Origin of the sequence: Acidovorax facilis (genome assembly GCF_023913775.1) — a bacterium.
Taxonomy (GTDB): Bacteria; Pseudomonadota; Gammaproteobacteria; order Burkholderiales; family Burkholderiaceae_C; genus Acidovorax; species Acidovorax facilis.
On the sequence record NZ_JAMXAX010000043.1, the window covers coordinates 1 to 18,866 of the forward strand.

Here is an 18,866-nt window from a genome sequence, read left to right on the forward strand (position 1 = left end):
TTTGGCGGTGGCGGCGGTGGCGGCGGTTACGGCGGCGGCGGTGGTCGCAGTGGTGGCGGCGGTTACGGCGGTGGCCGTGAAGGCGGTGGTGGTTATGGCGGCGGCCGCGAGGGTGGCGGCGGTTACGGCGGCGGTGGTGGCGGTGGCCGCAGCGAAGGCGGATTCCGCAGCCCCTACGGCTCTGGCTCCCGCAACGGCGGTGGCGGCGGTGGCCGCAACGGCGGTGGTGGCGGCTATGGTGGCGGTGGTGGCAACGGCTACTGAAGCAGACCTGCGACGTTTCTCTGAAAGCCCCCTCGGGGGCTTTTTTCATGCACGACCGCCACGCCTTGCTTCTATCGCAGCCAGGACCGCCCCGAACCGGCGGCCAAAAACCACCTCCGGTGGACCTAGGAGCTACTGCTCGCTCTGCCGCCGCTTGCGCGGGCGCCCGGCCAGCAGCTTGTCGAACAGCACGTTCGGCACCATGCGCAGCAACTTGGCAACCACCCCCATTTGCCAGGGGATGACCCGGTAGCTGACACCGGCCGTGATGGCCCGGAAGGCACGGTCCGCAAAATCATTGGCCTGCATCAGAAACGGCATGCTGTAGCGGTTCTGGCGGGTGAGCGGCGTGTCGATGTAGCCTGGAGAAATGGTGACCACACGCACCCCGTGGGGGCGCATCTCCCCGCGCAGGCTCTCGCAGTAGCTGATGACGGCCGCCTTGCTGGCGCAATACGCACCATGCCCGGGCAGGCCACGGATGCCTGCCACGCTGCCGATGCCCACCAGCGTGCCGCTGCCTCGCTGCGCCATCGCGTCGGCAAAGGGATGGAAGGTGGCCGCCACGCCGATGTTGTTGGTGGCAAAGGTGCGTGCCATCACCTCGATGTCGTCGCGCACTGCCGTGTCCATGCCCACACTGATGCCCGCATTGGCAATGACCACGTCAGGCACCCCTTGGCGTGCGATGCAATCGCGGCCCGCAGCAACGATGCTGTCGGTCACGGCTACATCTGCACTATAAATTTCGTAGCTGTCAGCGCTTATTCCTTGAGCGCTAGCCCATGTTTTGACCTCAGAGGTGCGGCGCGCCACCAGGGCCAGGCGGTAGCCCGACCGGTGAAAGCGCAGGGCCAGGGCCTGGCCGATGCCGCTGGACGCGCCGGTGATGAAGACAAGGGGAGTGGTCATGCAGGTTCCGGACGTGGGCAACGCGTACTAGGGCTTGGCCGCGCCGGGCTGGAGCACGCCACGCACACGTCCGCGCAGCTGCAGCACCTGGTCGAGGTTGTCGTAGTCCATGCCGTCGGCCGTGAAGCGATCATTGCCGCGCGTGAGGGTGACGGGCTTGTCGGAACGCACGCGTTCGGTGTTGGTGTAGGCGTGCAGAAATTCGCTGCGGAACTCCAGCCGAGGCTGGGCGGGTGACCCTGGCTTGGCAGGCAGGGGCTCGCGCGTGACGATGGCATTGCCAAACAGCTGCACCTCCGAACCATCGGCATTGGTCAGGGCGCGGTCTGCCGTGGCCACGGTGAGGCGGCCCTGCGGAGTCACCGAGCGCATGCGCGCTTTGTCGATCTCCAGCGTGTCGGAGTCGGGGTAGTGCCGCGCTTCTTCGCCCTGCACTTCGCTTTGCAGGCGCCCGCTCGCGTCAAAGCTCTTTACCGAGAACGACTTCATGAAATAGTCGGGCTGGTTGCCTTGTTGGCGCTCGATGGCAGGCAGCATGGGCATGGGCATGGGCGCGTTGCGCACCAGCCACCAGGTGCCCAGCGCCAGCAGCCCCATGAGCACGACGGGCAGATAGAGCGAGAACTGTTCCCAGCCCTGGCGGACCCAGTTGCGCATCACGGTGTTGCCTCCGGGCCCGGCACGACAACCTGGCAGGTGGGGAAAGAGCGCAGAAAACCCGGGTTCATGCGGTGTACTCCGCCAGCAGTGCGGCATAGCGGCCCAATGCCACCAGCAGCAGATCACACAGCTCGCGCGCGGCACCATCGCCGCCCCGGGCCTGCGTCACAAAATGGGCGGCATGGCGCACTTCGGCCTGGGCGTTGGCCGGGGCGCACGCAAAAGCACTGCGGCGCATCACCGGCAGGTCGGGCCAGTCGTCACCCATCGCAGCAGCCTGGGACCAGTCCAGCCCCAGCGTGGCCAGCATCTGTTCAGCGGCGGGGCGTTTGTCTTCGGTGCCGAACACCGCGTGTTCGACCCCCAGCGCCTTCAGGCGCACGCGCAGCGGCGCGGAGTCGCGGCCCGTGATGACCGCAGGCGTGATGCCTGCCTTTTGCAGCAGCTTGAGCCCATGCCCGTCCAGCGTATTGAAGCGCTTGAGCGTTTCGCCCGATTCGCTGAAATACAGGCCGCCATCGGTCAGCACGCCATCGACATCGAAGAAGGCAATGCGCACGCCTTGGGCGCGCAGCAGCAGCTCGGGGGGAAATTGCAGCACGGGCAGGGTCATTTCAATAAGGGGCATGCAGATCGAACGGGCACAGCCAAGACCAGTGCACCCGTGGAACCGGCTTCGCCGGGCCACCGGGTGCGTCCCCTAAGGGGGAAGGCGCGCAGCGACTCAGGGGGGTCATTTGAAGTGAGGTCATATGACTTTGGCTCGCATCAGGTCGCCGATGTGCACCACCCCCGTGAGCACCCCTCCCGCATCCACCACCAGCACGCTGGTGATGGCATGCGCCTCCATCATTTCGGCGGCGTCCACCGCAAGGGCGTCCGGGGCAATGCGGCGCGGGTGGGGGTGCATGACCTGGCCCGCCGTGGCAGTGCGCAGGTCGGCCCCGACCTCGATGCGGCGGCGCAGGTCGCCGTCGGTGAAGATCCCCAGCACCTGGCCGGCGGCATCCACGACGGCCGAGGCGCCCAGGCCCTTGGCACTCATTTCGCGCATGAGGTCGCTGAAGGAGGCGTCGGGCGCCACACGCGGCACCTCGCTGCCGGTGCGCATGACATCGCTCACATGGGTGAGCAGCTTGCGCCCCAGCGCACCGCCAGGGTGCGAACGGGCAAAGTCTTCAGGGCGGAAGCCCCGGGCGTCGAGCAGGGCTACGGCCAGCGCGTCGCCCATGGCCAGCTGGGCCGTGGTGCTGGCAGTGGGGGCCAGGTTCAGGGGGCAGGCCTCACGCTCCACGCTGCAGTCGAGCACCAGGTCGGCATGGCGGGCGAGCGTGGACTGCAGCCCGCCGGTCATCGCGATCAGCGGAGCGCCCAGGCGCTTGAGCACGGGCAGGATGGCCGTCAGTTCACCACTTTCGCCGCTGTTGGAGATCGCCAGGACCAGGTCGTCGCCCGTGACCATGCCCAGATCGCCGTGGCTGGCCTCGGCCGGGTGCACAAAAAACGCCGGCGTGCCCGTAGATGCCAGCGTGGCTGCAATCTTGCGGCCCACGTGGCCGCTTTTGCCCATGCCCATCACCACCACACGGCCACGGGCCTGCAGCACCATCAACACGGCCTCGGCAAACACGCCATCGACGCGGGCCGCCAGCCCGGTCAGCGCCGCCGCCTCAATGTCAAAGGTCTCGCGGGCCAGGCGCAGGGCCTGTTCGGCGTCAAAAGGGGGCAGCGTGGCGGGCACAGGGGTCATCCGGTGGATTCTATCGACCGGGCATGCCTGCGCGGGTGGCAGATTTTTTGCCCTGGCTCTGGCATGGACCCTGCTTCAGGCAGAAAACACCGAGGGCCGCAGGAAGGCTCGGATAGCATCGAACCATGTCCTCACTCGCCCTCACCTTGCTTTACCTGTTGGCCGCAGTGCTGGGTGTTGTGGTCTGCCGCAGCCTGAAGCTGCCACCCATGCTCGGCTACCTGGCTGCGGGGGTGCTCATCGGCCCCCATGCGCTGGCGCTGACGCAGAACTCGGAAGGGGTGCGGCACCTGGGCGAGTTTGGCGTGGTGTTCCTGATGTTCGCCATCGGGCTGGAGTTCAGCCTGCCCAAGCTGCGCGCCATGCGGCGCCAGGTGTTCGGCCTGGGGCTGATGCAGGTGGTGCTGACGATGGTGGTGGTCACCGGCGCGGCACTGGTGCTCTCCCGCTGGGTGGGCGGCGTGTGGGATATGGGCTGGCAGACGGCGCTGGCGCTCTCGGGCGTGATGGCGATGAGCAGCACGGCCATTGTGGTCAAGCTCATGGCCGAGCGGGCTGAGCTCGAAAGCGAACATGGCCGCCGCGTGATGGGCATTCTGCTGTTCCAGGACCTGGCCGTGGTGCCGCTGCTGGTGTTGATCCCCGCGCTGAGTTCCTCGTCAGACCAGCTGCTGACCGCGCTGGCGTGGGCGCTGGTCAAGGCCACGGTGCTGGTGGGCATTCTGCTCACGGGCGGGCAGCGGTTCATGCGCTGGTGGCTCACGCTGGTGGCGCGGCGCAAGAGCGAGGAGCTGTTCATGCTCAACCTGCTGCTGATCACGCTGGGCCTGGCCTGGCTGACCGAACTGGCGGGGCTGAGCCTGGCGCTGGGCGCCTTCATCGCGGGCGTGCTGGTGTCCGAGACGGAGTACAAGCACCAGGTGGGTACGGACATCCGCCCGTTTCACGACGTGCTGCTGGGCCTGTTTTTCATCACCATCGGCATGATGCTGGACTGGCACATCCTGGTGGACCGCTGGGCGCTGGTGCTGGCCCTGCTGACGGTGCCGCTGGTGGTCAAGCTGGGGATCATCCTGGTGCTGGCCCGCAGCATGGGGGCCACCACGGGCGTGGCCCTGCGCACCGGGCTCTACCTGGCCCAGGCGGGGGAGTTCGGATTTGTGCTGCTGTCGCTCACGCAGGCCAACGGGCTGGTGCAGCCCGCGCTGATGAACCCCATCCTGGCCGCCATGGTGCTGTCGATGCTGGCGACGCCCTTCCTCATCATGTACAGCAACCGCATCGTGATGAAGCTGGTGGCCAGCGACTGGCTGCAGCAGTCGCTGCAGATGACGTCCATCGCGCGCAAATCCATCAACACCAGCAAACACGTGATCATCTGCGGCTACGGCCGCTGCGGACAAAACCTGGCGCGCATGCTGGAGCATGAAGGCATCCCCTACATGGCGCTGGACCTGGACCCGGACCGTGTGCGCCAGGCCGCCGCTGCGGGCGATTCGGTGGTGTATGGCGACGCCACCCGCCTGCAGGCGCTGATGGCCGCTGGCCTGGTGCGTGCCAGCGCGGTGGCGATCACCTACATCGACGTGCCGGCCGCCCTGAAGGTGCTGGCCAACGCGCGCTCGCACGCACCACAGGTGCCCGTGGTGGTGCGCACGCAGGACGACCTGCACCTGGACAAGCTGCAAGAGGCGGGCGCCACCGAGGTCGTGCCCGAGGCCATCGAAGGCTCGCTCATGCTCGCCAGCCACGCGCTGGCCCTGGTGGGCGTGCCCATGCGCCGCGTGCTGCGCCTGGTGCAGGACCAGCGCGATGCGCGCTACAACCTGCTGCGCGGCTACTTCCACGGCGCCGACGACGACACGGCCAACGAGCGCGACCAGGAGCGCCTGTCCACCATCAACCTGCCGCCCGGCTCCACGGCCCTGGGCCGCAGCCTGGGCCAGCTGGCCCTGCCCGCCATGGGCGTGCGGGTGGTGAACCTGCGGCGTGGCAACGGCCACATCAGCGCAGCGGAGGACGACGCACAGCTGGCCGAAGGCGACACGCTGGTGCTCTCAGGACATCCGGCGGCGCTGGCGCTGGCGGAGGACAAGTTGTTGCGGGGGTAAAGGCAGGGTACATCCCCCTGAGGCACTGCGTGCCTTCCCCCTTCTCTCTACGCGCTACGCGCTCCGGGAAGGGGGACGATGCCCTCGCTGCGGGGCGGCCCTTGCTTGGCATCTCTCGCCTAGTGCGTGCCAGTGGCTGAGGCTGGCGCCAAAATTTGAATTAAATATGGCTCTAGCGCTTATCTACCAAGCGTCAATAGCTATCCATTTAATAGCAAACTACAAAAGCTCGGCGGGCCCGGGCCGCCCGAACAGATAGCCCTGGAACTGCTGGCAACCGTTGCGCAGCAGGAACGCGCGCTGCCCTTCGGTTTCCACCCCTTCGGCCACCACGTCCAGACCCAGGCTGTGGGCCAGGGTGATGATGGTGCAGGCGATGGTGGCGTCGTTGGGGTCGGTGAGCACGTCGCGCACAAAGCTCTGGTCGATCTTGAGCTGGTCCAGTGGCAGGCGCTTGAGGTAGCTCAGGCTCGAATAGCCCGTGCCAAAGTCGTCCAGCGAGAAGCCCACGCCGAGCGTGCGCAGTGCCTGCATCTTGAGGATGCTGTCTTCCACATCATGCAGCAGCAGGCTTTCGGTCAGTTCGAGCTTGAGGTGGGCCGGGTCCGCCCCGCAATCGCGCAGCACGCTGAGCACTTCGTCGGCAAAGCCGGGTTGGCGAAACTCCTGCGCGCTCACGTTCACGGCCACGGTCCAGTCCGCAGTGTGCGGCGCTGTTGCCCAGAGCGCCAGCTGGCGGCAGGCCATGGTCAGCACCTGGCGCCCTAGCGCCAGAATCAGTCCGGTCTGCTCTGCCAGAGGGATGAAGTCGCCGGGAGGCACCATGCCGCGCTGCGGGTGGTTCCAGCGCACCAGCGCCTCGGCCCCCAGCACCTTGCCGGCCTCGTCCACCACCGGCTGGTAGTGCAGCAGGAACTCGTTGCGCAGAATGCCCTGCCGCATGTCGCCTTCCAGCGCCGACCTCGCAGACGCCGCCGCCTGCATGGCGGGGTCAAAGAAACACAGCGTGTTGCGGCCCTGCGCCTTGGCCTGGTACATGGCCAGATCGGCGCGCTGGAGCAGCTCCTGCACGGGCAGCTGCACACCGCGAAAAAGGGCAATGCCGATGCTGGGCGTGCTGTGCACTTCGCTGTTTTGCACCACGTAGGGCTCGTTCAGCGCCGCCAGCACCTTTTGCGCCACGGCCTCGGCTTCGGCGGCCGCAACGTCCACCTCGGCGTGGAGGCCCTGCAGCACCACCACGAACTCGTCTCCACCCAAACGCGCCACCGTGTCGGTGGCGCGGACGCACGCGCCGATGCGCCCGCCCACCTGCACGAGCAGCCGGTCTCCCCACTCGTGGCCCATGGTGTCGTTGATGCCCTTGAAGTTGTCGAGGTCCAGGAACAGCAAAGCCCCGTGGCAACCCTCCCGCGCACACGCGTTGGCCGCGCGGTCCAGCCGGTCCATGAGCAGCCGCCGATTGGGAAGGCCGGTGAGTTCGTCATAGAAGGCCAGGCGCTGGATCTCGGCCTCGGCCAGCTTGCGTTCGGTGATGTCGCGCGCCACGCCCCGGTAGCCCGTGAACTGGCCAGCACCATCAAAGATGGGCTCCCCGCTGATGGAGACCCACACGGGCTTTCCGTCTTCGGTCAGGCGCTGCATTTCAAAGTCGTGGAACACCTCGTGCGCCTCCAGTTGCCTGCGGTGCTCCCTCCATTGGCCCTCGCTCACAAAGGTATTGGGCAGCTCCCAGCGCGTGCGCCCGTAGTGCATTTCGTCGGGTACACCGGCGTCGTTGTAGGGGTTGCCGTCCAGGCGCACAAAGCGGAACTGCGCATCCTGCTCCCAGTACCAGTCGGAGGACAGGTGGGTGAGGCTGCGCCAGCGCGATTCGCTCAGGCGCAAGGCCTCCAGGGTGCTCAGGTAGTCGGTCACGTCCGTGAAAGTGCGCACGCGCCCCCCTGGCTCCAGGGCCCGGGTGCGCACTTCGATGTAGCGGCCGTTGTGGGTGCGCCGCACATAGGTGTCCGGCATGGTGAGCTTGCCACCGTGGGCCGCATATTCCGACGCCACATAGTTGCGCGCCGTGGGTTCTATCAGCTCAAATCCGGTGCCGAAATCGCCCCGTTCGGTCTGAAACCGCACCACGTCCTCGACTTTGGGCTGGGCGGCCAGCAGGGATTCGGGCAGGTCGAGCAGCTCCAGATAGCGCCGGTTGTAGACGCGGATACGTCCCTCCGCATCCACGTTGGTAATGCCTTGCGACACGCTGGCCAGCGTGCCTTCGAGGGCGCGCGTCTTCTCCGCGAGCAACGCGCTGGTGCGCGCGAGTTCCACCTCGACCGCGCTGCGCGCCAGCTCGGCTCGGCGGGCCATTTCCAGCTGGCCCACGGTGTTGAGCAGGGGCTGGAGAAACTGCACGTCTGCCGCCGAATACCCCTCGGGCCGATTGGCCAGGCCCACCATGGCCACCAGTTCGCCCGCCGCATGGATGGGCAGCCCCAGGTAGGTGTGCAGCGGGGGATGGCCCGGGGGCGTGCCCGCACTGCGCGTGTCGTGGCGTGCATCGTTGGTGAGCACCGGCTCGCCCGACACCAGCGCCGCGCCCACCAGGGACCGCAGGTTGTCGAACACCATGCCTTCTTCTGCGTGCTGGGCATAGAGGGCATGGGAGGCCTCATCCCAACTGATGTCCGTCATCGCATGCACCCGCAGGAAGGGATGCCCATCAGCGGCACGTTGTACCTGGCCCACCAGGCCAAAGGCACTTTGCGTGAGCGACATCAGCTCCTTGAGCAGGGCCTCGAACGCGGCGCGCGGGCCCGAACTGGCGATGAACATGGCCTGCGCGAGCGATATCGCCTGCAGCAACCGGTGCTGGCGCGTCAGCATGGCCTCTGCCACCAGCCGGGCACGGGCGCTGGAACTGCGCTCCAGCACCGCATCGATCTGCGCGGGCAGGGTCAGCAGGTAGTCCAGCGCAGGGTCCTGCACAGCATAGTCATCAAAGCCGTGGCGCAGGGCCTGGGCCGCATGGGTCTCGGCGCCCTTGCGCACGATGATCATGGCCGGGACGCCATCGAGCAGCCGCAGCAGGTCAAAGGCCGAGCCATCGACGCTGCGCTGCGCCGCCAGCACAATGTCCGGCCTGCTGTGCTCCAGGTGGTCCCGGGCCTGCGCCAGCGACTGAGCCACATCCACCCGCCAGCCGGACCAGGGGTCTGCGAGCGCATCCACCACCGCCTGCGCGTGGTGGTGATCGCTTTCGATCAGCAGGATGGAGATGGGCATGGCCGATCGGCGTTGTGGAGTGGTCCAACGGGGGGCGTTACCAAGGGTGTAACAGCACGGAAACATTATGGGGGCTTGCAGCGCTCCGGGCACACCCCCAGGGCACCCCCCCCCGGCTGGATACACTTTGCCCCACAACGGCCTTTGGCCTGCGCACGTTTGCGCGTGCAGCCTTTCTTTACCCCCTCGACCCCATGCAGCCACTTAGCGTCAACGAATACCTCCGCCAGCACATCCGCACCGTACCCGACTGGCCCGCGCCCGGGGTGCAGTTCCGGGACATCACCCCGCTGCTGCAGGACCCCAAGGTGTTCCGCGTGCTGATCGACGCCTTTGTGCACCGCTACCTGGACAAGGCGCTGCGCCCGGATGTGGTGGCCGGGCTGGATGCACGCGGCTTCATCCTGGGTGCCGTGGTGGCCTATGAACTCAACGTGGGTTTTGTGCCCATCCGCAAGAAGGGCAAGCTACCCTTCACCACGGTAGAGGAAACCTATGAACTTGAATACGGCAGCGCCACGGTGGAACTGCACACCGACGCCGTAAAGGCAGGCGACCGCGTGCTGCTGATCGATGACCTCATTGCCACGGGCGGCACGATGATGGCGGGCCGCAAGCTGCTGGAGAAACTGGGCGCGACGGTGACCGAGGGCGCCGCCATCGTGGACCTGCCCGAGCTGGGAGGCTCCAAACGGCTGCGCGAATCCGGCCTGCCGCTGTACACGCTGGTGGACTTCGAGGGCCACTGATCACGGCCGCCCAGAGTCCGACGAGCTGCGGCCCGCAGGGTCAGTTCAGCTCGCCGTACTGGGTGCTGCTCAGGTCCGGGGCCGGGCCATCGGACCCGGGCATTTCGGTGTCTTCAAACCCCGTGGGCTGCGAAGGCGGCAACAAAGGCCCCGAACGCACAGGCACACCGGGCTTGGCCGCTGCCAGCGGCACTGCGGCGGTGGTACCTGCCGCCGAGGCCAGGGCGCGCTTGAACGCCGCCACTTCGTCCGCCTCGATGGGTTCGTACCGTGGTGCTGGGCGTGGTGCGGCGGCGGGCGCAGTGGGCGCTGCAGCAGGCGCAACCGCCGGAGCAGCCAGGGGAGGGCGCAGTGGCGCGGGGGCCGTGGCGGCGGCTGTCGGCACGGGCGCCACCGGACGAGCCGGGGTGGCCACCACCGGAGCGGGTGCCGTAGCCACCGGAACCGGCCGCCGGGCCAGCGGTGGTGCTGCCTGCAGGGAAGCCCCCTGGGGCGCAACCCCCTTCTGGGGGATACCCACTGCCACGTGGTCATTGATGCGCCAGTACACGGCGGTTACCAGGATGTCGTAGCGGGTTTTGGCCGTCTGGGCAATCAGCGCCTCGATTTCGGACAGGCGCACAGTTTCTCCACCGTATTCACGCGCCAGGTCCATCATGACCAGAAACTGGCGCCCCCGCTGGTCCAGCGACAGCACCTTGAACTTGTAGCTGGCCGACAGCACACCGGCCCGCACCATCGCGTCGCGGACCACCGTGTAGAGCAGCTCGCGGCGCTCCATGCGTTCGTTCTTGCGGTTGGCGGCGTGCTCGGGAGGCAGGGGCTCCACCAGCGGTTTGCCCTGGCGGCCTGGCGAGAGCGGTACCGTGGCATCGGCATTCAACAGGCCCGACGGTTCGGCCATGGGCCGGGGTTTGGGGGGAGCAGGTTTGCGGCTAAACCAACTGAACAGAGACATGGCTTGCTTTCTACGGGACGGCGCCAGAAAAATCCAAATTGAGTGTAACTTGCTGTACACCCATTCTTGCCCCGCAAAAGCCCGCAGGCCACCACCACATCGGTGGTCTGTCAGGTGGCCGCAACGCGGCGGCGGCGATTGCCCAGCCGCTTGGCCAGTACCGCACCAGCGGCCATCACCAGACCCAGCGCAATGGCAGGCTGGCGGATGGAAAGTTCGGTGAAGCGGATGGCGGTCAGGCTCCACAGCTTGCAGGGCGCGCTGGCCTGCACGGTGGCGCTACGGGAGCGGTGCGAGAAAAACGCACCTTCGCCCACCACGGAGCCTGCCCCGACGATCGCCAGACGCAAGCGCTCTTTTTCGTCCTGGTAGTGCACGCTCAGGCTGCCGCTTTCCACCAGGTACAAGGTGCGGTCTGTAGCGCCCTGGGTGAACAACACCTGTCCGGCGGGCATGACCACGGGCAGAAGGTAAGACGAGAGGATGTCCCACTGCGCCTGGGTCAGCGGGTTGGTCATGCTGTCGTCGGCACTGGCCTGTGCGATAGCATCGATCAGACCTTGCAGGTCTACCTTGGAAACAACAGGCGTGGGAACATTCATGGTTTGCCGAAAGTACCCTTGTTACAGATTGCGCACAAGCGCTGTTTACGTCCATTTACAACATAAGCGACAGGCGGCGGCCTGTGCGCCCTGGTCGGATGCAAACCCGTTCAACCTGCGCGAGCAGCGGCCCTTCTGCGGGCCTATTTGCCAATACAAAAACTGGAAAAAATGACACCCAGCAGGTCGTCCGAGCTGAACTCGCCGGTGATGGCGCTGAGGGCATTCTGAGCCAAACGCAGCTCTTCGGCCAACAGGTCGAGCGCCGGCCCCTGAGCCTGCAGTTGATCGGCCGCCTCCTGCAGGTGAGCCCCCACGGCCTGCAGTGCCTCCACATGCCGGGCGCGGGCAATGTAGAGGCCTTCCGGCGCGGACTGCCAGCCGGCTACTTCCAGAAGCAGGCGCCGCAGGCCATCCAGCCCCTCGCCCGTCCGGGCAGACAGGTGCACGCCAGGCCGGGCGTTTTCACCCGCCGCCGCAGCCGCCCCTGGCGCCCGGTCGAGCTTGTTCCAGACGTCAATCACGGGAATGCTCTTGGGCATTTTTTGGGCCATCGCGTTTGCTATATCGGCGTCACCAGCTATGTATTCAGGAGCATCCGCACGCTCCAGGTCATGCAGGAACAGCACCGCGTCGGCCCCGGCAATCTCGTCCCAGGCGCGGGCGATGCCGATGCGCTCCACCTCGTCCTCGCTGTCGCGCAGGCCGGCGGTGTCGATGATGTGCAGGGGCACACCTTCGATCTGGATGGTCTGCTGCACCTTGTCGCGGGTGGTGCCTGCAATGGGGGTGACGATGGCCAGTTCGGCCCCCGCCAGCGCGTTGAGCAACGAGCTTTTACCGGCATTGGGCTGGCCTGCGATCACCACCTTGATGCCCTCGCGCAGCAGCGCGCCCTGGCGCGCCCGCTGCATCACAGAGGCCAATGTTTGCTGCAAATTCGATAGCTGTCCATGCGCATCTGCCTTGCGCAGGAAGTCGATTTCTTCCTCAGGGAAGTCCAGCGTGGCCTCCACCAGCATGCGCAGGTGGATGAGGGCATCACGCAGGCCATGGATCTCGGCCGAAAAAGCCCCGGTCAGCGAGCGGCTGGCGCTGCGGGCAGCCGCCTCGGTGCTGGCGTCGATCAGGTCGGCAATCGCCTCGGCCTGGGCCAGGTCGATCTTGTCGTTCAGGAAGGCTCGTTCGGTGAACTCGCCCGGCTGGGCGACGCGCAAGCCGCGCAGATTGGGCTGGCCGGTAGCGGGGTCGGTGGCGGCACCCGCCTCCAGGCAGCGTGCCAGCAGCAGTTGCAGCACCACCGGGCCGCCGTGGGCCTGCAGCTCCAGCACATCTTCGCCGGTGTAGCTGTGCGGGCCGGGAAAGTACAGCGCCAGCCCCTGGTCGATGGCCTGGCCCTGCGCATCGCGAAAGGGCAGGTAGGTGGCCTCGCGGGGCTTGAGGGTGCGCCCGCAAACCGCCTGCACCAGCGCATCCAACCCGCGCCCTGACACGCGCACGATGCCGACAGCCCCACGCCCCGGGGCGGTGGCGATGGCGACGATGGGGTCTTGGTGGCGGGCAAGCATGTGCGGCGATGTTGGGAAGAGAGCGCCAAAAATTGGCGCGGCCCAAGCGCGAGACACCGCGCAAGGGCCGCCCCGCCGCGCTGGTGTCGTCCCCCTTCCCGCGCGCAGCGCGAGAGAAAGGGGGAAGCGGCGCAGCCGCTCAGGGGGTTACTTAAATTTTGGCAGGTTGAACTGCGGTGGAACGCCCATGCGGGTGTTGATGAGCCATTGCTGCGCAATCGACAGGATGTTGTTGGTCAGCCAGTACAGCACCAGGCCGGCCGGGAAGAAGAAGAACATTACGCTGAAGATCAGCGGCATGAACCACATCATCTTGGCCTGCATCGGGTCTGGCGGCGCGGGGTTCAGGGCTGTCTGCAGCAGCGAGCTGGCCGTCATCAGCAAAGGCAGGATGAAGAACGGGTCAGGCGTGGACAGGTCGTGAATCCAGCCGATCCAGGGCGCGTTACGCATTTCCACGCTGGACAGCAGCACCCAGTACAGCGCAATGAACACGGGGATCTGGATCATGATGGGGAAGCAGCCGCCCATGGGGTTGACCTTTTCCTCGCGGTAGATGCGCATCATTTCCTGCTGCATCTGCTGCGGCTTGTCCTTCAGGCGCTCGCGCATCTCCATGATCTTGGGGTTGATGGCCTTCATCTTGGCCATGCTGGCGTAGGCCTTGGCATTGAGCCAGTAAAACGCGATCTTGAGCAGCAACACCAGCGCCACGATGGACCAGCCCCAGTTGTTCAGCAGCTTGTGCAGCTGGTCCAGCAGCCAGTACAGCGGCTTGGACAGGATGGTGAGCCAGCCGTAGTCCTTGACCAGTTCCAGGCCGGGGTACAGCTTTTCCATCATCGTTTCGACCTGCGGGCCAGCGAACAGGCGCGCATCGATGGTCTTGGTGGCACCGGGCTCAATGGCGCCCAGCGAGGTCAGCATGCCCACGGAGTACAGGTTGGTGTCCACCTTGCGGGTGAAGGGCTCGCGCTGCACACCGTCGGCCAGCAGCCATGCTGTAGCGAAGTAATGCTGCACCATGGCCACGTAGCCGTTGGGCGAGTCCTTGGGGATATCGATCTTGCCGTTGTCGATGTCCTTGAACTCGATCTTCTGGTACTTCTTGGCGTCGGTGTAGACGGCCGGGCCGGTGAAGGTGGAGTAGAACGACGACTCTCCGGGAGGCTTGTTGCCATCGCGCACCAATTGCAGGTACAGCTGGGGCGACACCGCCGCGCTGCCCGTATTGACGATGTCGTGCTTGACCGCGATGTCATAGGCGCCACGCTTGATGGTCCAGGTCTTGACCAGCTTCACGCCGCCCTGTGCAGGCGATTCGAAGCGAACGCTGATTTCATCTTCACCGTCCTTGAGTTCACGCGGGCCGGGCACCACGGTCATGGCAGTCTTGTGGGTGGGGAACGTGCCACCGATCAGGCCGGTTTGCGCCACATAAACGCGCTGGGCGCTTTCGTCCAGCAACAGGAAATTGCGGGCCTTGTCGGCCATGTCAATGTGCTTGAGCAGCTCGGCATGCGTGAGCGAGCCGCCTTCGCTGTCAAACACCAGGCGATACAGGTCGGTCTTGACTTCGATGCGCTCGCGGGCGGCAGGTGCTGCCGCAGCAGCCGCTGGCTGGCCAGGCACGGCAGAAGCCCCCGTCGCTGCAGCGGCCACGGGTGCACTCGTGGAAGGCACGCTGGCTGCGCCGGTCGCGCCCGACGCAGCGCCGACAGCGGCGGGTGCCGTCACTGCGGGCGTGGTGGGGAAAAAGGTGGCCTTGTTGCCGTTGTGCAGCTGCCACTTGTCCCACAGCAGAACCATGGAAAAGCCAAAAATCACCCACAGGATGGTGCGGCGAATGTCGTTCATGAAGACTTCTTTGGTGAGGATGGTTGGGTGTTGGAAGGATGAAGCCGCGAGAAAAGCCGCATGCTGCGCGGCAATTGTTGCGGGACCGGGTCATGGCCCCCGTCACACCAGGGGTGGCAGCGTACCAGCCTGCGCACCGTGAGATAGCTGCCCGCCGCAGCGCCATGCTGCTCCAGCGCCTGCAGCGAATAGGCCGAGCAGGTCGGTTCAAACCGGCACGACGAACCCAGCCAAGGGCTCAGGAACAGCCGGTAGCCCTTGACGACACCGATCAAGAGGCGCTGCATCAGCATGGCACCACCGGCTCTGCAACACCGCCTTGTTGCTGCGCGGGGGAAGCAGCACCGGCCCCACCTGCACGCCGTGCGGCGTAGCCAAACAGCTGCAACAGCTCTGCCCGCACCGCCTGCTTGAGCTGGTCGGACGTAGCGCTCACGAACTGCTTGCGGTCAAACGCCGTGCGCAGACGCACCACATGGGCGGCCTGCGGGAGCCGCGCTTCAAACGTGGCGCCCACGGTGTAGATCTGTCGCTTGATGGTGTTGCGCGTCACCGCGCGGCGCGCCCAGCGCTTGGGCACCATGGCACCCAGCCAGACGCCCTGCACGGCAAACAGGGCCTGCGGCCCTTGCTGTTGTGGCAAGGAGCCGGGCCCTGTGGGTAAAGCAGCACTGGCTTGGCGGTCAGCCGCAGCACCTTCGGCATCCAGCACCAGACGGTGCAGCACAAAATGCGCTGTACGGGAGACAGTGCCCCCCGCCATGGTGGCCTGGAACTGCGGACGCGTTTTCAGCCTGTGCATGCAAGCGCCCCGTTTGGAACCTGGCGGTACAAGCCGGGAACAGGCGGGGAGCAGGCCGTAGACCGTAGCGGCCTTAGACGGCCAAGCGCTTGCGACCCTTGGCGCGGCGTGCGTTGATAACGGCACGGCCGCCGCGGGTCTTCATGCGGACGAGGAAACCGTGGGTGCGCGCGCGGCGCGTCTTAGAGGGCTGATAAGTACGTTTCATGGTGCTATTCCTTGAGGTTCAGTTCCGGACTGCTGCTCTTGAACCCCCTGCAATCTGCGCAGCCACGCCCTGTACAACAGGACTTTGGCGGCAGATCCACGGGGCAGAAATAACGGCGCGCCGGGTCAAATCACCCTGAACACATTCAGGGAAACCCGAGATTATCGCAGGCTAGCCAGCTGCTGGCAATGCCTTTTGGATGGCAGGCTTATCACCGGATCACGTTTCGGCTTGTTTTATCGCGGCTTATCACGGGTTCTCGGCAACTACGGCTGCGGTTTTCAATGGGTACACGCCAGCACCACAGCGCCCCCCTGAACGTCTATCAACACCTCTGACCACCGCAGTTTTCAAATTGTGGATAACTATTTGACAAGCTACAATCCGCCGCCCAGCCCCGTTCCTCCTATCCACAACAAGAATCCCCCTGAAATGATCGAGGAACCCTCCCGCAGCCCCCAACATTCACCCGGTGCAGATGCCGGCCAGGGCCTGTGGCAAGCCTGCGTAGAGCAACTGGCGCAAGACCTGCCCGAGCAGCAGTTCAACACCTGGATCAAGCCCCTGATTGCCCAGGTGGCCGAAGACTTCTCCAAGGTCACCGTGCTGGTGGGCAACCGGTTCAAGCTCGACTGGATCCGGGCACAGTATGCGGGCCGCATCGCCGCTTTGCTCGAAGGCCTGTATGGCCAGCCCGTCACCCTGGAGTTAGCGCTCGCTCAGCGGGAATCTGTGGTACGCACTTACGCACGCCCCGCAGCGTCTGAACCATCGAACACCGCAACGCAGTCCGAACCGCAAACGAGCCATAGCGATGAAGCCTCGGCGGGCGCCTTCCGCAACCGGCTCAATGCAGGCCTCACCTTTGAGACGCTGGTGGAAGGCACGGCCAACCGCATGGCGCGCTCGGCCGCCATGCACGTGGCGGGCATGCCCGGCCACCTGTACAACCCGCTGTTTATCTATGGCGGCGTGGGCTTGGGCAAGACCCACCTGGTGCACGCTGTGGGCAACCGCCTGCTGCAGGACAAGCCCGACGCCAAAGTTCTCTACATCCATGCTGAGCAGTTTGTGTCGGATGTGGTTAAGGCCTACCAGCGGCGCACCTTTGATGAATTCAAGGAACGCTACCACTCGCTCGACCTGCTGCTGATCGACGATGTGCAGTTCTTCGCCAACAAGGACCGCACGCAGGAAGAATTTTTCAACGCCTTCGAGGCCCTGCTGGCCAAGAAGTCTCACATCGTGATGACCTCGGACACGTATCCGAAGGGCCTGGCCAACATCCACGAGCGGCTGGTGTCGCGCTTCGACTCGGGCCTGACGGTGGCCATCGAGCCACCCGAGCTGGAAATGCGCGTGGCCATCCTGATCAACAAGGCCCGCGTCGAAGGCACCGAGATGCCCGAAGAAGTGGCATTTTTCGTGGCCAAGAACGTGCGCTCCAACGTTCGCGAGCTCGAAGGCGCGCTGCGCAAGATCCTGGCTTACTCGCGCTTCAACCAGAAAGAGATTTCCATCCAGCTCGCCCGCGAGGCGCTGCGCGATCTGCTGTCGATCCAGAACCGGCAGATTTCTGTGGAAAACATCCAGAAAACGGTGGCTGACTACTACAAGATCAAGGTCGCCGACATGTACAGCAAGAAGCGCCCGGCCAGCATTGCCCGGCCGCGCCAGATTGCGATGTACCTGGCCAAGGAACTGACGCAAAAGAGTCTTCCCGAGATCGGAGAATTGTTTGGTGGGCGCGACCACACCACCGTTTTGCATGCAGTGCGCAAGATTTCGGGCGAGCGCCAGCAGCTGACCGAGTTGAACCAGCAGTTACATGTGCTGGAACAGACCCTGAAAGGCTGATAACCGGTGGGAGAGACCCCGAAAAGAACCCGCCCGGTAAACGGGCAAAATGGCGGGTTATACAGCAGGGGGAGGCACGACCTGTGCCGCTGTCCACGCACCGTCCCAAAAACCACAAGAGGTTGAAGACATGATCGTCCTGAAGGCAACACAAGACAAGGTTCTCGCGGTTCTGCAATCCGTGGCTGGCATCGTGGAGCGCCGCCACACGCTGCCCATCCTGGCCAATGTGCTGATCCGCAAGACGGGCAATGCCCTGCAGCTGACCACCAGCGACCTCGAAATCCAGATCCGCACCACGGCTGAGCTGGGCGGCGACACCGGCGACTTCACCACCACCGTGGGCGCGCGCAAGCTCATTGACATCCTGCGCACCATGCCCGGCGACCAGACCGTGAGCCTCGAATCCGCCCAGTCCAAGCTCATCCTGAAAGGCGGCAAGAGCCGCTTCACGCTGCAAAGCCTGCCCGCAGAAGACTTCCCGCTGGTGCAGGAATCCGCCGCCTTCGGCCCCGTGTTCGCCGTGCCCCAAAAGACGCTGAAAGACCTGCTGGGCCAGGTGTCGTTTGCGATGGCGGTGCAGGACATCCGCTATTACCTCAACGGCATTTTGTTCGTGGCCGAAGGCAAGCAGCTGAGCCTGGTGGCCACCGACGGCCACCGCCTGGCGTTTGCCAGCGCGACGCTGGACGTGGAAGTGCCCAAGCAGGAAGTCATCCTGCCGCGCAAGACCGTGATCGAGCTGCAGCGTTTGCTGTCTGACGCGGGCGGCGAGAACCAGCCCCACATCGAGATGCAGTTCGCCAACAACCAGGCCAAGTTCACCTTTGGCGGCATGGAGTTCGTCACCAAGCTGGTCGAGGGCAAGTTCCCCGACTACAACCGCGTGATCCCCAAGAACCACAAGAACAGCATCACCCTGGGCCGCGCGCCTTTGCTGGCCAGCCTGCAACGCACGGCCATCATGACCAGCGACAAGTTCAAGGGCGTGCGCCTGAACCTGGAGCCCGGCACCCTGCGCGTGGCGTCGAACAACGCCGAGCAGGAAGAGGCCGTGGACGAGCTCGACATCGACTACGGTGGCGACACCATCGAGATCGGCTTCAACGTGACCTACCTCATCGACGCCCTGGCCAACATGGGCCAGGACATGGTGAAGGTGGAGCTTTCGGACGGCAACAGCTCTGCGCTGCTGACCATCCCCGAGAACGACAGCTTCAAGTACGTGGTCATGCCAATGCGCATTTGAGGCGGCCCCCGCCCTGCTGCACAGCCTGACCACGACTACTACCGTT

17 protein-coding genes are annotated in these 18,866 nt (G+C 65.4%); 5 read left to right on the top strand and 12 right to left on the bottom strand.

The genetic code is table 11. From position 1 onward, the window contains the following. On the top strand, positions 1 to 264 hold a 264-nt coding region (locus tag NFX52_RS13780), incomplete at its 5' end, for a hypothetical protein (protein ID WP_252635686.1). 132 nt (positions 265 to 396) lie between these two features. Here the strand turns inward: NFX52_RS13780 and NFX52_RS13785 are convergent. From NFX52_RS13785 to NFX52_RS13800, 4 genes are all read right to left on the bottom strand, one after another. Further along, positions 397 to 1,176, bottom strand: coding sequence for an SDR family oxidoreductase (locus tag NFX52_RS13785; RefSeq protein ID WP_055401249.1), 780 nt, complete (start codon positions 1,174 to 1,176; stop codon positions 397 to 399). 27 nt (positions 1,177 to 1,203) lie between these two features. Next, positions 1,204 to 1,833 (bottom strand): LPS export ABC transporter periplasmic protein LptC, encoded by a 630-nt coding sequence (gene lptC, locus NFX52_RS13790; protein ID WP_055401247.1) that lies wholly within the window; start codon positions 1,831 to 1,833, stop codon positions 1,204 to 1,206. A gap of 67 nt (positions 1,834 to 1,900) precedes the next feature. Then, on the bottom strand, positions 1,901 to 2,449 hold the full coding sequence (locus NFX52_RS13795) for a KdsC family phosphatase (RefSeq protein ID WP_252635687.1): 549 nt from the start codon (positions 2,447 to 2,449) through the stop codon (positions 1,901 to 1,903). 135 nt (positions 2,450 to 2,584) lie between these two features. Next, positions 2,585 to 3,586, bottom strand: a complete 1,002-nt coding sequence (locus tag NFX52_RS13800; protein WP_055401243.1) for a KpsF/GutQ family sugar-phosphate isomerase — start codon at positions 3,584 to 3,586, stop codon at positions 2,585 to 2,587. 125 nt (positions 3,587 to 3,711) lie between these two features. Between NFX52_RS13800 and NFX52_RS13805 the strand changes: the two genes are divergently transcribed. Then, positions 3,712 to 5,697 (top strand): monovalent cation:proton antiporter family protein, encoded by a 1,986-nt coding sequence (locus NFX52_RS13805; protein WP_055401241.1) that lies wholly within the window; start codon positions 3,712 to 3,714, stop codon positions 5,695 to 5,697. A gap of 219 nt (positions 5,698 to 5,916) precedes the next feature. On the opposite strand, the gene NFX52_RS13810 is transcribed toward NFX52_RS13805, so the two are convergent. Further along, positions 5,917 to 8,970 (bottom strand): EAL domain-containing protein, encoded by a 3,054-nt coding sequence (locus NFX52_RS13810; protein ID WP_055401239.1) that lies wholly within the window; start codon positions 8,968 to 8,970, stop codon positions 5,917 to 5,919. A gap of 194 nt (positions 8,971 to 9,164) precedes the next feature. Between NFX52_RS13810 and NFX52_RS13815 the strand changes: the two genes are divergently transcribed. Beyond that, a complete protein-coding gene (locus NFX52_RS13815) occupies positions 9,165 to 9,719 on the top strand; it encodes an adenine phosphoribosyltransferase (RefSeq protein ID WP_055401237.1) in 555 nt (184 codons plus the stop codon). 40 nt (positions 9,720 to 9,759) lie between these two features. Here the strand turns inward: NFX52_RS13815 and NFX52_RS13820 are convergent, their stop codons facing one another. The 7 genes from NFX52_RS13820 to rpmH form a co-directional block, all read right to left on the bottom strand. Beyond that, positions 9,760 to 10,677 (bottom strand): hypothetical protein, encoded by a 918-nt coding sequence (locus NFX52_RS13820; RefSeq protein WP_055401235.1) that lies wholly within the window; start codon positions 10,675 to 10,677, stop codon positions 9,760 to 9,762. A 110-nt stretch (positions 10,678 to 10,787) separates the two neighbouring features. After that, entirely contained in the window at positions 10,788 to 11,279 is a 492-nt protein-coding gene (locus NFX52_RS13825; RefSeq protein WP_055401233.1) for a Crp/Fnr family transcriptional regulator, read from the bottom strand. A gap of 143 nt (positions 11,280 to 11,422) precedes the next feature. After that, a complete protein-coding gene (gene mnmE, locus NFX52_RS13830) occupies positions 11,423 to 12,847 on the bottom strand; it encodes a tRNA uridine-5-carboxymethylaminomethyl(34) synthesis GTPase MnmE (RefSeq protein ID WP_207401975.1) in 1,425 nt (474 codons plus the stop codon). Between the two features lie 147 nt (positions 12,848 to 12,994). Continuing rightward, entirely contained in the window at positions 12,995 to 14,704 is a 1,710-nt protein-coding gene (yidC, locus tag NFX52_RS13835; RefSeq protein WP_055401231.1) for a membrane protein insertase YidC, read from the bottom strand. Then, positions 14,701 to 14,994, bottom strand: a complete 294-nt coding sequence (gene yidD / locus NFX52_RS13840) for a membrane protein insertion efficiency factor YidD (RefSeq protein ID WP_055401258.1) — start codon at positions 14,992 to 14,994, stop codon at positions 14,701 to 14,703. Before yidD ends, yidC begins: the two co-directional genes overlap by 4 nt. Further along, positions 14,991 to 15,506, bottom strand: a complete 516-nt coding sequence (locus tag NFX52_RS13845; RefSeq protein ID WP_055401229.1) for a ribonuclease P protein component — start codon at positions 15,504 to 15,506, stop codon at positions 14,991 to 14,993. The genes yidD and NFX52_RS13845 overlap by 4 nt, the downstream gene beginning before the upstream one ends. Positions 15,507 to 15,579: 73 nt before the next feature. Beyond that, the gene (gene rpmH, locus NFX52_RS13850) at positions 15,580 to 15,714 is read right to left on the bottom strand and encodes a 50S ribosomal protein L34 (RefSeq protein ID WP_005798102.1); all 135 of its coding nucleotides are present in this window, start codon (positions 15,712 to 15,714) and stop codon (positions 15,580 to 15,582) included. A gap of 432 nt (positions 15,715 to 16,146) precedes the next feature. Here rpmH and dnaA point away from each other — a divergent pair, with 432 nt between their 5' ends. Together dnaA and dnaN are read left to right on the top strand one after the other, a co-directional pair. Beyond that, a complete protein-coding gene (gene dnaA, locus NFX52_RS13855; protein ID WP_082437586.1) occupies positions 16,147 to 17,571 on the top strand; it encodes a chromosomal replication initiator protein DnaA in 1,425 nt (474 codons plus the stop codon). 130 nt (positions 17,572 to 17,701) lie between these two features. Continuing rightward, positions 17,702 to 18,820, top strand: a complete 1,119-nt coding sequence (gene dnaN / locus NFX52_RS13860) for a DNA polymerase III subunit beta (protein ID WP_055401227.1) — start codon at positions 17,702 to 17,704, stop codon at positions 18,818 to 18,820. Positions 18,821 to 18,866: the final 46 nt, after the last annotated feature.